Source organism: Ruegeria sp. G5 (genome assembly GCF_056533365.1).
On sequence record NZ_JBQFOK010000004.1, the window covers coordinates 24,899 to 39,860 of the forward strand.

Consider the following 14,962-nt stretch of genomic DNA (forward strand, 5'->3'; position numbering starts at 1 on the left):
CACGATTGGACAGAAAACATGTATACATACACCGATGAGACTGGGCACTCAGGCAAAAATATATTCGACACCAATCAAACGTTTCGCTTAGGAAGCATTCTGTCCGTTAACGACGTAAGCGTAGCATCGGAAGGGGTTATTGGACCTTTCAATTTGGCAAAAGGGGTAGACCGACTACACGCCAATCAATGGCAACAGCATGAACTTGCAGATTTAGGTCATAGTCTTCTGGATGCGCTCGACGAAAACAACACATGGCTCTTCAACCTTATGCAGATTCACAAACCATATATCGCGCCAACTAAACTTGTAGACCTAATATTTGACCCCGGCGAGAACACGGCAGTGCCTGGTGGGTGGTACTGGGACGAAATGCATAGACACATACTATGCTTGCTAATGGATGAAGCAATGTCATTGGACACTTCAAAGCAGTTTTGGAATGCGTACCTCAAGGATGATTTTGATCAAATAATCGACGTTCTCGCTGCCGTGGAAACCTCCATCTTAAGTTCAACCCACCCGACTCCCTTCAAGACCGTTGTAAGCGCCGCGTTCAAGTTTGCGAGAAAAAAACCCAACGAATTTACCATGAACGCCACAGCCAAGAAGAAGGGCTATCAAGCACATTCACCAAACGTTATTGCGTTCACCCAGCTCTTCCAAGCCATCCACCAATTCGCATCTGACAATGGATGCAAACCGGTCCTCTTGTTGCATGACAAGCAAGACGAGTTTCGAAAAGAACTCCTCGATACCTACGAGGCTTTCGGGAGCATAATCATGAATGAAACCGCCGGCGGAAATTTTCCCGAGGCGGAAATTGCAGAGTATGGCCTCGCCAATCTCAAGATCATCCCGTCAGTCGCAAACTTCGGCCTACAAGCCGCTGATTTACTTTTGTGGATCAATCAAAGACGCTCAGATGACCCCAGTTTCAACGCACTCAAAGAGCGAATGAGCGAACGGGAAACGCCATACTATGTGTCTCGCGGGATGTCGGAGCTCATAGTGAACATGCATATGAAAAACCGCTTCGACGACAATCATAGCTAGACGAACTCAAAATAACTCGGTTCACATCAAACGACTTCACGACCTCTTCGTTCCTCATAAGCATGTAGTGCTAGGGCTACATAAAGGCCGCACCTAACTCTGTCCATTTTGCCGTTGATCCTCGATAACTTGAAGCTAACAGGGAAGGGGCGGGTGATACGGCCCGCGAGATGATCGGTGCGAGGCGGTCGCCGAACGGGACAACATCTTGGCCGTCATAGAGGACCGCTCCGAATGCGAACCGATCCCCACAAGCCTCCGATAGTGTTCGCAGCCCTTTGAAGTCCGAGGCAAGCACCGTTGCCGATACGCTTGCGGTGATCGTACTGGCGACGGGTGAAATCGGTCAGTTCTCTACAAGGCTTCGCTGGCAAAGGAGCGATGTTGAACGGTTCGTGAAGACTGTAACCGTCGAGTCTAGAACCTAGCTTCCGATCCAACCACACGGCCGCTAAAACTTATTGGCGTCTTCGCGAGCACGAAATCCATTGATTTTTGAAGATTGAAGTGGCACACTTTATTGGTGTGTGGGGAATAGTAGTTTGAGAAAGTGTTATTGCGGCGCAATCAAATTCATCTATTGCGCAATGTTTATTCTATTCGGATCAGCGGCGATTTCGTCGCCCGAAGTCGAATATGGAAACTTACAACCTTTGCCTCCGGGGACATCGATCTGCCCCCCGGATGATGTATTCGAGGTCATTCGCGCCACCTTTCTTGTGCCACCTGTCGATTTACAAGTTCGGGGGATCGCTCAGAGAATTCCCTACAGGGCCGAAGCGAACCCTTTGGTCGGTTCCCACGGCGAAACACGAACGAGCGCGGATGGAACAACGCGTTTTCATGCTGGTACAGACTTACTGGGCGAACAAGGGGAAACCGTTCGCTCAATAGTACCAGGCGAAATTGCGGCTACGGGGACTTCGCCTCACTTGGGGAACTTCGTGATCCTACGCGGCAGTGCGATCGTTCCACCTGCTTTGCCGTGTGCGTTCGATGTCTTGTACGCACATCTTGACTCCATAGGGGTTTCGTCAGGCGACAATGTTGAACAAGGCGCGGCCCTTGGAACGATTGGTAGAACCGGCAACCTCTCTGCGGGGATCCCAACCCATCTACACATCGAACTATGGGCGGGTCCATATCAAGCTGGGCTTGACAAGCGACGTGAATTCACACGCGACATCATGAAGCTCTACGGTTGGTGAGTGCGAGATGTACACCGCGATTGACTCTAGAATTTTTTCTTCGAGATTGATGCCGTCTATGGCTTTGGCATTCATTGGTGTTCTGGTGACCACCACCTTGGCAGGTGCCCAAGCCAATCCATGCGCATCCCTGCAAGAGGCAGGTGTTGATTGCGATTTTGTAGAAGTTGGGCTCTTCGAGGTCAATGATGATGAAATCGCCGTAAAGTCGGAACCCGTGCGGTTCCGGCAGGGCTACCATATCGTTGCCTGCTGTGGCGAAAGCCTTGCAGGTTTCGAGCTCGGATTGGTGACAGTCTTGGAGAGCGAAGAGGTCGTGGAAGGTTCCGAGCTAGTCGATGGCTGCTTGGGACACGTGTTTCCCTCGGTTTCAGCTATAGACGAGGCGGTTCGCGAGCCGGAGAGTGCACCAGAGATGGTCACGCTTAAGCTGGATGACTCTCATGAAACGAATACGGTGGTGGAACTACGTGCACTTAGATCTGCTTCACCATCCAGTGAGTTATGCCGAACACTCCCAAGTGGTACCGCCGATGATGATAGCTTGGGATCTGCATTCATTATTTTCTTTGATGATGAGGTCGATGAATGAAAGACGTCCGCTCGTGTTTCACTGGCCTTTGGATCGCCACCGCTATTTTCTGTTGTGCGATGAAAACAAGTGCAGATGAAGCTCGAGCAATGATTGACGTACCAGTAGCACATACTGGCATTTCTGGTGGCATTCCGAGTTGGCAATTGCGGGTTCCACCAGATGCAACAGACGACCCCTTTGAGGTTCTTCGGGAAGGTGACGAGGTTGAGTTTGTACTTCGCTCACCCGGCAATACGATTGTTGGGCTTTGGAACCAACGCGACCGGTGGTTTTCCCACGAAACTTGCCGAAAACGTTTCTTAAGAAGCACTAAGTGCACCAGACACTACGCGAATTCTGACTGCCGCATAGAACACAGGCAAGATCCCGGGAACGGCGCACTTGAGATATTCATTGAATTTCTGCCTCCTATTCCAGGAGCACAAGCTGTTGATGCCGAAACTGTGAAACTCGGTAGATCAAGCACGGCCGCAACAGTGAACATAAGTGGTCCGAGACGAATTCGAATAAGCGGCAAATTTCAAACTGAACGGATTCGATGCACGAGCCTTCGCGGAACCGCTCAAGGTGGTCCGACAGTAGTCCAAATTCTGGGCAGCCCTAAACCGGAGAACTGGTTTCGGCTGCAGGTCACGCGCAGATCTCCGGACCTCGAAAATTAGATTGAAGTCGACTGGGTGAAGAAAATGGGGGAGAAATCAAAGTGAAAAGAGTAGGCGTTTTGCAGAACACTACGGTGGGACTTACGGTTCGATCGGCAACAATTAGTGCAGTCGTCCTATCTCAAGTCTTGTACACACCCGTGCTGGCGCAGGAAACGACAGGCACTACTTTGAATGCCTCCTGTCTAAGCAAGGTTGGGGGGATCATCACGTCTGGCGGGCAAGAACTGCAATCAGTCGAGATTGAAGGTCAGTACCGAGGTGACATAGGGCAGGGACGCGTTCGGCTGGACATACCCAACAGCTGCTTCTTCGTTGCGGATGTCGCGAACCAGACAACGATCGTCGACGAAGAAGAACCCGATGCCAAACAAGTAGTGGGCGACGCGATAGACCAGTCCGAGCGGGCCTTGGTTTCCAGTGGTGTAGATCAAGAACTTATTGATGAAATTATAGACCGTTTAAGGAATAACAATGAATTATCTGAATTTAAAAAGCCGGAAGAAGCAATACCGGAACTCGAAGACTTCATTGAAAATCAGGAGCAGCAGTTTGAAGATACGGGTGACGAAGACTTCGCAAATGCGGCCTTGGCGGCTGGTATGGTGGCTGGCTGCATCGCGCTGACTGGCGGAGCGGCGTGCGCAGCTTTGGCCCCACTCCTGAGCGGTTTATTTGGCAAAGAGATTACGACCGAAGAGCTCGAGCAGGGTCTAGGCGCGATTGATCGCATGAGCAATGGAGAAAGCCTTACGCCCGAGGACTACGAATTCTTCGAGAAGTTTGGAGCTCCAACAGAAATTCGACCCATTATTGAGGCCCTGCAGTCGGGCGAGATCGTGGAGATTGTGCGAGCAACTGGACAGGCTGCTGGTCTCGAAGACGGGCAAACGGACGTGCTGTCCGAGATCGCTCAAGCCGCAAAGGACGGAAGCATAAGTTGTGAGAAAGTGAGTGAGATTGCTGAGGGCCGGATTGATACGAGAATAGCGATAAGTGCGAAATTTCGAACCCAAATCGATGCACTCATTGCCTCGGCTCTGAAGGAATCCGAGCAATCCGCAGCTACTCTGCGATGCGTACGCAATCTCTTCCTGACGGGTTGAGCATGTGGCGGCTCTCAAGACCTAGTGCTTTCCAACTGGCAGATAGCGTTCTGCTTGGTTTGGCGGCTGCGGCGATATTTGCAATCATTGTTCATCTTGTTCAGGGTGAGGCGGAATTCCTTGAATTTCGCACATACATGATACTGCTCGGAGCGGGGTTAGGTACTGCTGTTATTGCGCTGATCGTTGGCATCAATCGCGGGCATGACAAAATCGACGGTGTCTTCATAGGTCCGAAGATCCGCATTTCATCTATTCTATGTGTCTTTATCACTGTCGGTATGGCTGGTTTTTTGGTCGGTGAGACTCAGGAGACACTTAAATGTGATGATGGAACGGTCGTTTCTTCGATGGATCAATGCAGGTCTGGCCAGTCCACTGCAGAACGTTGTGCTTCCGCAATAGAACATCTGGCCATGAAAGTCGATGAAGCAAGGGCGATAGGTACCTTTGGGGCTTTGGAGGCCGGCCCAAGAGGGCGTTTGCTTGAAGCGGCAAAGTCGGTCAACGGGACATGTCCCATAGACGAACGTACAGCTCCTATCGACAACTTTCGATCTTATCGTGATGCCGGTGCCGAAGATGAACCTGAAAAGACGCAGGACCAGATGTTAGTCGACGATCTAGTTAACGCTATTCAGGGCCCTGTTGAAAACGTTCGTGTGGTGATTGGTCCAGAAGCGCCAGGTAACCCATCAACAACACAGGTGACTGTCCCAGATTCCAGCGTCCCAGTTTCTCCATCTCCTGACGCGAGCGAACCAGACGGCGAAGGAGAAGATCGACCTACGCCGGAACCGGGCGACGATGAGGGTGATTCAGATCCAGATTCTCCTCCGGAAAACACGAAAACGGTAACACGCGAGTACAGGCTTGGCCTCTTGCCTGAACTACTCAATCAAATTCTTGGGGGCATCGGGTTCGGGTTTGGTGGCGTAAGTATCACTACAACTGAAATTCAAAGTGCTCTTGAGAACAACGACGTCGTAGAGGGCGGTCAAACACTTGCCAATGAAGCAGCCAAGCTTGAGGCAGCACCAAGAGCGCGGTTGTACTGGGAGCTAATCCAACTGGTCACGCTAGAACAAAAAGTCGGGGGGGAGGCTGATGTGGACACAATCGCTTCCGCGCTGCAAAGAGACCCCGCCCATGCAATGTGCCTTTTCGTCGTTTTGAAAGAAACCGACGATGAAATGCTTGAATTCGTTTCAAGTCTGGAGGGCACGATTCTAAACAACTTCACAGCAGTAAGGCACGAGCTGGGAGAGGAAGTGACAAGCTGTATAGATGCTTTAATCGAAGATCAAGGCAGGAGAGATTCGGCTAGACAGATTTTCCGGTCAATTATGGAGGTGCTCGATGCTGGATAACTCAATGCGGAGTGGCGCTCATCAAGGGCATGTGAAATTTTTGCGCGGCGTCGATCCAATAAAGACGTCGATGCGCGAAGCTGTTTCGTGGCTAACGGCGAAACCTCGGTTGCGAAATCCCATTGAACGAACTGTCGCGAACAGGTTCTTCGAGACGGGGCCGGACCTGATAGCCTCCATCACCGGGGCAATAGCGTGCGGGCAGCATGTTGCTGTCGCTGGTCCAAGAGGTTGCGGGAAGTCTTATTGTATCGGCGAGGCCATCAAGAAGGCCGAAGAGCAAGGTTTATTGCCTCCGCGCGGCTGGATCAAGGTCCAAGGAAACAAGGAACTACCCAGGGACTACTTATTCGAAGACGACATGACGCTGGTCGTCAACGACGGAAAGACAGTTCTGCCAAAACGTAAGAGTGCACCACTTTTCACCTTCGCAGAGCGCAGCACTGAGCCCGATATGCTCGGTCGCCCGGTAACGGACCCCGACCGGAATGTAATTTGCTACGGTCTCGACGAGAATGGCCAGATTGACCGCAGCAACCAATTGGCAGCGCATCAACGAATCGTATTGTTTCTCGACGAGGTCAATCGCTTCTCGGATGGGGTGCTGGATAGCCTGCTGCTTCTGTTGGAAGAGGGGCAGGTGGTCATGGCAGGAGAGACCTTTACACTCCCTGTGGTTGTCCTGATGACAATGAACCCGCCGGGCTATGATGCGTCGGCGCGTACCTTGAGCCCGCCACTGTCGGCACGAATTGGACGACAGTACCGGCTGCTCAGTCCTCGAATAGACGTGCTCACAGATCGGATCGCTCCAGCGGTATCAGAACGTATCGTGGGTAGTGAGAAGAATGTTGGTCTTGGCTCAGCAGAACTCAGCATTGCTGCTCCGCCAGCATGGCTGGTTCGAAGAGCCGCGGCAGTAACGTTGGCCGCTTGGGGAATACCCCCTAGAGAAAACGCAGACGCGGTTCCCGGTTTTGACTATCTCTCGAGTGACAGCAGGTCGCTTCTAATATCGATGGCGGCGCTTACTCCCCGGCTGCGGCAGGCAATGTCGACTCTTAACGAGCTTTGCCATTTCGGACCGGATGGGCGTGCGCTGGGAGACTGGATGGTCGCCGCTTCTGTCGCTGCCCGAAACGAAGCACAAGCTCGCCAGCTAACGCAGGCTCAGGCAGAGGCCCGGCACTTTGTTTCCTGTGCCGTCACCGTTCTTTCCCACAAGCTACAAGATAATTTCTCGTCAGCCACGAGGCCTGACAATACCCGTCGCAAGGAAGAGGCGCTTCAAGTTCTGGTGTCCGAAATCATGCTTGCAGATAGCCCTGCTCTCGATGCTCTGCTTCGGCGGAATATCGACGACCTCAACACTTTGACGAAGATTGCAGAACATATGAAGGATGGTCTTGAGGCTGACTCAATACGCGCAACCTTCCTGAATTACGGCGTCGTAAAAGATAGCGAAGTCAAGCAGTGGGAGGAATTTATTAGTTCGATATCTCTTTCGCCAAAAGGTCGACAGAGTCAGGCCTTGATCAAGGAGATGATAAAGGATGCCCTGCTAAGTACCAGAGTGGCTGAAATTCATGATGAACAGCTTTTCTTATCCTCGGCAAACGCGCGCAATACTCTTGCTTGGTTGGCTGGCACGCTCAAGATAACCAAGCAAAAACAAGATGCTCTAAATGATCTGATCAGTGAAGCGGCCCATTTCTCGGACACCTTTGCGGACACCCTTAGCGGCCACCTGTTCGTGGCTGACGGAGTCATGGAAGTGGAGAAAGGCGATTTGCTTGCAAGCCTTGAACTCTCCGAGCTTTCGGGCCTCCCCAGACATGAAATGATCAACCTGTTCAACGCTCTGGATCGAGTTTGGTTGGAAACCGAACATGTAGGGCTTGATCCCTGTGACGCTCTTTGCGGGTTACTGGAGAAACTTCACCAGAACGAGCAGATCTCTAAGGAAACTAGAAGTTCAGCAATGATCTTCGCGGGCGATATGGTTGAGAGCATGGCAATGCGACCGGATCGAGGAACCAGAACTCGAAGAGCAAGCCGAAGAGTTGCGAGCTTTGTCGCCATTCACTTGCCAGATCTCAAAGAGGTCTCGAGCACCTCGAATCCAGATGCAGCAGTACGAGGTAACGGCGAGGTCTAGAAATCAATGGCAGATTTCGACCTTCTCCATTTGCAGGCTTGGCAACTTGCCTCTTCGCTTGCTTTTTTGGCTGCGTTAATCGTTTTTGCCACTGCTTTTTGGCCATCAATCCATCGCCGCCGTCTGATGACAGCCGCAATTTTTTTGCCAATCGTATGTTCCTTTTTTAGTTTGGGTTGGCTTGGCTCACTTCGCCTCCCATTCCAAGTCGTGGTCGTCGCCGAGTGCGGTGTCATCGACGAAGCAACTTTTCTGGACGACATTGGGGCCTTGGACGATGCGTCTGGCGCACTAAAGGATCTGGGCCTTCTGGTATACCCTGTTTCGGAGAACGAGACTTGTGACACCAGTAATTTTGATGGTCTACTGCCAGTTGAATTGCTCCAGCAGATTGCGCAAAATCCGGATGATACGCAAGATCCGGAACAAAAGAGAACCGCTCGTAAGCACGTTGAAGAAGAAGCGAGAAGATGGCTTGACTCAGGGCGCCCACGGCATTTCTTAAGTTGGCCACGTAGCTGGGCTCAGCGACCCAGAATTGTATTTGCGTATCCGCCTGGGGGAGCGATTTCTCCAAGCGAAGCCCTGCCAACGCAAATGGAGTTAGACGACGGTCGTCAGCCACAGATTTTTGATAGGCAGTATGGCACTGCACGGGCCGCGGATTTTCGTTTAGACATTGTGCCTCCGCTAATAAGCGAGGAAGGACAATCACTAGCATTTCGGATCGAAGTTCTGGACCAACGACTCGTTGAGGCGCGCGAAGTAGTCGTCAAGTACCAGTTCAATTTTGCTGCCACTGAGCTCCCCGCTGGTTGCGTGCTAAGGCAAGAACCAATGGGCGATCCGTTCGAACTGAGATTTGACCTCACGGGCACGGACGGTACCGCGAATGCCCTCGATCTTACCGGAAGTGGTCAAGCTACGGCAACCGTGGATAGCACAACTGGTCCCACGCCGAGACTGACAATTTTCGGGTCCGACTTCTTCCGTCGCCCTGGATGTACCGGCCCTGATGCACCACGAGATTGGATGAGCTTCACTGCTTGGACAGAAATCAAACTCTCATCCGGTGGATGGATATCCACCGAGAATACAAAGCTGCTCCCTATTGTGCGAAACGAAGGGGTTACCTTGATCTCGCCTGACCCAACTAACCAGTTTGCTGATCGCCATGTTGCAGCGGGTTGGGCGCTTAACACAAACGGGGCTGGACTCGGTCTAATCAGCGACGTTGGAGCAACCAGAGTGCTGGAGGCCTTGTTTGCTGAGCTTACTCCGCCGCAGTGCAGTGGCCCGGGATGTTCTACAATATCGTCGAAAAGCTTGGAGCGTACGGAGCGGTGCTGGTTCCGTGGAACCACTGAGGTTCTGACAAATGTAGTCAGATTTGGTAGTTGCATCGACCGAACGCGTCGACTTGTGGTTCTGGGACAAGGTGATGCCGAGTTGATTTCCTTAGATTCTGCGCTGCCAACAAGCATTTCCCAACAAGTACAATCAGGTGCGCTCGATGTGATGGTTGGTGCACCGATGCATTCGGACACATCAGCAACACTGCTCAACTGGGTTCCGTCTCTTGCACCGGTACCTCAAATGCGCAACGAGGTGAGGCTGCACATAGTAAAGTCGCCACGCGACGTGTTGCGTATGCAGGGCAACGGTTTGCCTAGTGGTTGGCAAGCACAAGGCGACCTCTTGCGCTCTTTTGTTGATTTCGGGCTTCTGGGTGCGGCAACTATCGATACAAGCGGCGGCACGACCGTTCCTTCCCTTTGTCGAGTAGGTGAAGGATTTTCCGGAGACAGTGGGCTAGCTTGGTGGCAGCAACTTAGTGAGCGCCCGCGAGCACCCAACCTTGAAAACCTTCGCGCAGGTAACCCAATTCATCCGACCAATAGACTGCGGGCGATAGTCCAAACTCATACGCTTCCGATAACAAATGACTTCAGGGAAGACACAGGTTACGTCCGTGACTTGGCATGTAGTGGACCAGTCTTAAGACTTGACCAAGCGCTGATTGAGCTTGAACGCCGTGGTGAGACCAACACTAATTTCACTACTCCCAGATCCGCAATTCTCTTGATGGCCGACGAGGACGCGCATGTTAGCCTCGCTTCGGTTGAAGAATTGGTTCCGACGTTGCCGGGCTGCGCTCCTTCGCCGTTTAATCGCGCGGATTTCGCAGCGCGGCTGCGGCGTTTCACTGGGTCCGGGGGACGTGTCATAGTCGTTCCAGTTGCTGATGCTTACGGGCTGGGAGCGGATCCAGAGGTCGTGAACCAGCTTGAGTTGGTATCGATGTCGCTTTCTGATGTTGTGGCTGAAATTGATACTCTGTCCGCTAGTGCAGGTTCAGTTTCTTTGCTGCCTGGAACAACTCTGAATGATCCATCTGGCAACATGACAGACGTCGCGACGGAGCTCCACACCACACTTGACCTCTCTTGGTCTGGCAACCCTCGACTTAGCGGTATGGCGATCGGTGACGGTGATTTGTTCGCTAGGAACGCAGCATGTGCAATTGCGCCAGTCTTACCTGGTAGCGGCATCAGCGGTCTGATTCCTTATTCGGATGGAAGTTGCGCAATTGACAGCACAGCGGACTTCCGCGGACCGCTCAACCGATTAACTTCTACGCCAGAACAGACTGCTATTCTCCAGCCTCTGAATGATCCATTTGTTTCAGCGCGCTGGCGACTGCTTTCCGGCGAGGAAATCGGATATTCATCGCCATTGGAGCTTGGTCGCGTTACTGCGCTTGGGTTTTCACCAATAGCTCGAGACCTTGTGCAGACAGATATCCGAGGTGGTTACCTATCCACTCTTCTCAGTGCAGGGCCGGCGGCCATCGAGCTCAATGCAGCTCTCGTTGTTCACGGACAATGCTTTTTGCAGCAGACCGGGCGGCAAACACTACCGCGACACTTCACTGCCCGGGCGGCACTTAATCCCAATGAGACTGTCCCAGCTCAAGAGCGAGGCGGTCTGAAGCTGCTATCTTGGTTTCAACACGGTGCACAAGTCGATAGACCGATCCACCAGCCGAGAGTGATTTCTGCGTCGATCGAGGCTAACACTGGCGCTTTACGGGTGGCTGTGCAAGCGTCTCCTTCAGAGACGTGGATTTGGGCTCCCAGTGCTCAAATTGATGGCGAAGAACTGCCAGTTCATTTTGCATCGACAAATCCACAAACAGGTGAAGCCATTCTGCGCGTACTGCCGACTAGAGCGCGGGCGGGGCTGCTAAGACTGACCTTGGCAATCCATGACTTGGAAGGTGACTGGCGTCCTATTGCCGAGACCTTTGCGGTCAGCTTCCCCGGACTTCCGGCTCCGTCAGGATCTGAGCTACGAAGAACCGCGTTCGTGGAACCTGAATTGCTGAGTTTTGACCCGCGCTCCTTCGCAGTTTTCGGTATGCTAGCGACTGTTATCCTTCTATTTAGCCCGGCTGCACGCAGCTCACGCGGGTGGAGATGGGTAGCGGGCCTTGTGCCGTTTAAACGTCCAGAACACACTTTGCTCACCCGCCCGGAAGGTAGAGCACCACTTTTCGACTTGCTGGCCGGACTCGCGGAATGGGGTGCTCATCCGGGCAACCCAGCCGCCATCAACCGTGCAGGCTTACCAGCAGGTATACGGAATTGGCGGAGCGGCGACTCCGGTAGCGCCATGCGATTGGCAAGCTTGTACCCGCTTTTGGCACACCAGGTGAACATTCCTGCGCGTCTTCCAGAGGTCAATCTCAAAACGGCATCCGAAGCCGTTGACGTCCTCGTAGTGATTGAAGGAAACGGCGCTCTTCAAACGCCCTCGGCTCGTCGAGCGCCAGCCAAGACGGCGTTCGCGGCACGTCTAGGTTCCTTCTTGGCTCATTCTGTTGTCAACGTGGACGGTCAAGCCCACGTTCTGAGGTTAGGTGACGAAGCCACTCAGGTTGCCACTCCAGATGAAACGGAGATGCTTCTCAATTCCGCGCTTGCCAAGACGCCAACTTCAAATTCTCCCATCGAAGACCTAGAAAACGAGCCCTTGTCAGGTCGGTTAATCTACTTCATCTGCGACGGGCTTTCTTTCAACGAAACACAAGTGGACGCGATGTCAGCCGAGCTCATGGCTGACGGTGGGAAACTGCGCGTCGCTGTTGTTACTTCGCCGGACGATCGCGATAACATAGGCCTGTCTCGCGATCCGATTGACGGATCGTTCACAGACGACAGCGAAAGCGCACCCTTAGAATTGATTGCAGCGCGCGACGCTAAGCTGGAAACATCAATCGTGCGTCTCGCTCGGCGGCAAGTTTCGGTCGTGGTGCTAGATTGTAGCCTGACAACGCAGGAATTGCTTGATCGCCTCAACGAGAAGGGCTTCATGAAATGACAAGCCTTGGCGAAACCCTCTTTCTTTGGTCCATGAAACCTTGGTTGCCCTTCGGATGGGCGCTGTTGGCACTTCTCCTCTGTTTCATAGTCGTAAGCTATGCCTGGACGGTGCGCCCGTCTGGAAGAGCGGCGTCTTCGAAAGGCACTCTCAAGCGCTTGGCACCACTTGCCGTACTGGTGATCCCGACCGGGTTATTTCTAGGCTTTTCGCTGTTATTCTACCCGGTTGCGCCACCCAAAACACTTGTACTTCGTTCTCAAGCAATTCTTTTCGAAGCGGACCGAGTGGAATCTGCCTGCCTATCTTCAACCTTAGCTGCGGCCGCCTCTGGTCAAAATTCGGAGCCGCCTGTTTGCTACAACGCGTCCAAACCTGGTCAGTTTGAACCAGCGGACGGCAACGCAGAAATTGCCAAGACAATTGGGGAAGCCTTACTTCAAGATGCTGCTGAACTGATCCGCCCCGAGGATTGGAATGCACGCTGGAATGAAGAAATCGCAAATCAACCCGGCTCGCCCTCGTTCTCTGATCCCGATGTAGTAGAACAAAATGAGTTGTCGACGCGGGGACGGTTGTCAAGATTAGCGCAGGCAGAGGCAACATGGTGGCATTTAGTCACTCGCTCAGACTTCTACGATGTTCGGCCGGTAGTGGAGGATGCGTTGGATCGGATCGTCGCTGCGCGAGCAGGTGTTGACTTCAACGATTCCGATGCAGTTGCCAGAATTGCATCCGAAGCCATCGCGGAGGCCCTCAATCGAACAAGACCAATAAGGCTTGCTGCTGCCGAAGTTCCTGATTTTCCGCCCGCTCGTCGTGATCTGCCATTGGAACTCATCGAAGCTGTCGAGATAGCGATATTACGGTTACTAGTGGCGGAGGGTAACGTTGTGGCAGTTTTGGCGGAACGCCACATCCGCACCGATCGGAGCGCCGACATTAACCCTTGGCGTGCCCTTCAAGAAGACTTGATTGATACGGGCAACACCGCTCACGGTCGTCCCGTCGGCCTCAGTGTTTTTGAAGGCTCCACCGGTTCAGCATCAAACCTGATCTCAATAGTTGGGAGTCCTTGGAAACAGCGTGATGCTACCGACATCACACGCATTTATGCCAATTTGCGTTTTGGCGCGGAGCCGGGCGACTGGCAAGTATATATCGAGGACCTAGCGGGCAACAGGTTGAGTTTTTCATGCGATTTCGTAGCCGGTGCCCCGATTGTCGACAGCATGGACCTGCGAGATTGCCTCCCCGCAACCACGCTAGGCAACGGCGACGGACTAATGCTTGCCCTAAGGCTTGAGGGGCCACTAGCCGACGAAGTAAACCTGCGCGTGCGCTTAGAATTCCCAATGGAATCGGCAATCGTTCCATTGATAGCCCCAGTCGAGGACATAGCGACCGTAAACGTAAACTTGACCGCAGAAGCGAGCCCCGTGGCGCTGGAAAACACAATGGCCTGCTTGTTGCAACCAGGCAGCCCAGTCAGCAGCACTGCGAGCATTCGCGCGTTTCGAGCAGCATTGGATGAGCGAAGCGGTATCTCATACTCAGTTGGAAATGCAGAACCAAATATCACGCTTCGCCTTTTCGAAGACCAACCAAGTACCTTTGGGTTTTGGATCTACCCCAAGTCCATTGCGTGGGACCGAGTAGTAACGGAAATCTCGATTAATCGAAACAGAGATACTGATCTTGCGGCTGAGCTTGCGGTGGGTGGAAAGTATCATGGTCTGCCTTTGTTTCCTGTTGCTTTCACGAACGAAGTCCAGCTCGCGGGTATTCGTCCGATTATCGCTTTGCCCTTGGTACCAAAACGCAGCGCTCCGCTTACGACCACCTCTGAAATCAATACTGGGCTGGAACTGCCACAATCGGCAACTCTAGCCCATCCGGGGGCGCGTCCGGTTGGATTTTCCGCGCTGCCTCAACAACACGAGGAGAACAACTTCGGTGTGCGACCACGAGGTATTGCCCCGCTGATATGGAAGATCTCGCTGGGGCCGTATCCTGACGGCAGTGGCGAAATCATAGTATGGTTCTTTGACCTCGACCCGTTTCTTCAAGGGCTTTTTCTCGATGCGAGTTGTACCCCGGATTGGAAAGACGAGCAGCAGCTTAGCGCGGACTCTTCCCTAACAGAGCTCTATGAACCGACTTGGGACGAGGCACGTTTCTTTCCTTTATGGATTGCAATAATGCGGGCGGCGGGTGCGACTGCACAGGCCGCCGAGGAAGAATTGGTGGCTTCCGGCCCCTCGCAAGACGTTTTTCCATCGCTCGTCACTGCCGATATGTTGATGCAAGCTCGCATTGCTTCATCGTCATTTACCCTGGTCGTGCTCTCAATACTGCTTGTAGCCTACGCCATTTACCTTGTTGTCCTTAGAACGAGGTCACGACGTGGTTGATGTCTGAGGT

Annotated in this window: 8 protein-coding genes; all 8 read left to right on the forward strand. The window is 52.9% G+C overall.

Annotated elements, in window-relative coordinates; all coding sequences use genetic code 11:
* Window positions 1-18: 18 nt before the first annotated feature.
* The 8 genes from ACR0BD_RS08195 to ACR0BD_RS08230 all read left to right on the forward strand — a co-directional run bounded on the left by ACR0BD_RS08195 (window position 19) and on the right by ACR0BD_RS08230 (window position 14,952).
* Window positions 19-1,056 (forward strand): DUF3800 domain-containing protein, encoded by a 1,038-nt coding sequence (locus ACR0BD_RS08195; RefSeq protein ID WP_480829898.1) that lies wholly within the window; start codon window positions 19-21, stop codon window positions 1,054-1,056.
* 587 nt (window positions 1,057-1,643) lie between these two features.
* On the forward strand, window positions 1,644-2,264 hold the full coding sequence (locus tag ACR0BD_RS08200; RefSeq protein WP_480829899.1) for a M23 family metallopeptidase: 621 nt from the start codon (window positions 1,644-1,646) through the stop codon (window positions 2,262-2,264).
* Window positions 2,265-2,271: 7 nt separating this feature from the next.
* Window positions 2,272-2,856 carry a hypothetical protein gene (locus ACR0BD_RS08205; RefSeq protein ID WP_480829900.1) on the forward strand — a complete coding sequence of 195 codons (585 nt, stop codon included), beginning with the start codon at window positions 2,272-2,274 and terminating at the stop codon, window positions 2,854-2,856.
* Between the two features lie 793 nt (window positions 2,857-3,649).
* Window positions 3,650-4,627 carry a hypothetical protein gene (locus ACR0BD_RS08210; protein ID WP_480829901.1) on the forward strand — a complete coding sequence of 326 codons (978 nt, stop codon included), beginning with the start codon at window positions 3,650-3,652 and terminating at the stop codon, window positions 4,625-4,627.
* Window positions 4,597-5,997: a hypothetical protein gene (locus tag ACR0BD_RS08215; protein WP_480829902.1), complete on the forward strand. Its 1,401-nt coding sequence runs from the start codon at window positions 4,597-4,599 to the stop codon at window positions 5,995-5,997. Before ACR0BD_RS08210 ends, ACR0BD_RS08215 begins: the two co-directional genes overlap by 31 nt.
* On the forward strand, window positions 5,987-8,155 hold the full coding sequence (locus ACR0BD_RS08220) for an AAA family ATPase (protein WP_480829903.1): 2,169 nt from the start codon (window positions 5,987-5,989) through the stop codon (window positions 8,153-8,155). The genes ACR0BD_RS08215 and ACR0BD_RS08220 overlap by 11 nt, the downstream gene beginning before the upstream one ends.
* Before the next feature lie 6 nt (window positions 8,156-8,161).
* Window positions 8,162-12,538 (forward strand): hypothetical protein, encoded by a 4,377-nt coding sequence (locus ACR0BD_RS08225; RefSeq protein WP_480829905.1) that lies wholly within the window; start codon window positions 8,162-8,164, stop codon window positions 12,536-12,538.
* Window positions 12,535-14,952 (forward strand): hypothetical protein, encoded by a 2,418-nt coding sequence (locus tag ACR0BD_RS08230; protein WP_480829906.1) that lies wholly within the window; start codon window positions 12,535-12,537, stop codon window positions 14,950-14,952. Before ACR0BD_RS08225 ends, ACR0BD_RS08230 begins: the two co-directional genes overlap by 4 nt.
* Window positions 14,953-14,962: the final 10 nt, after the last annotated feature.

Excerpts from the sequence above, each read along its gene's own strand:
- ACR0BD_RS08195 (WP_480829898.1), top strand. The coding sequence starts at position 19 with ATGTATACATACACCGATGAGACTGGGCACTCAGGCAAAAATATATTC.
- ACR0BD_RS08200 (WP_480829899.1), top strand. The coding sequence starts at position 1,644 with ATGTTTATTCTATTCGGATCAGCGGCGATTTCGTCGCCCGAAGTCGAA.
- ACR0BD_RS08205 (WP_480829900.1), top strand. The coding sequence starts at position 2,272 with ATGTACACCGCGATTGACTCTAGAATTTTTTCTTCGAGATTGATGCCG.
- ACR0BD_RS08215 (WP_480829902.1), top strand. The coding sequence starts at position 4,597 with ATGCGTACGCAATCTCTTCCTGACGGGTTGAGCATGTGGCGGCTCTCA.
- ACR0BD_RS08220 (WP_480829903.1), top strand. The coding sequence starts at position 5,987 with ATGCTGGATAACTCAATGCGGAGTGGCGCTCATCAAGGGCATGTGAAA.
- ACR0BD_RS08225 (WP_480829905.1), top strand. The coding sequence starts at position 8,162 with ATGGCAGATTTCGACCTTCTCCATTTGCAGGCTTGGCAACTTGCCTCT.
- ACR0BD_RS08230 (WP_480829906.1), top strand. The coding sequence starts at position 12,535 with ATGACAAGCCTTGGCGAAACCCTCTTTCTTTGGTCCATGAAACCTTGG.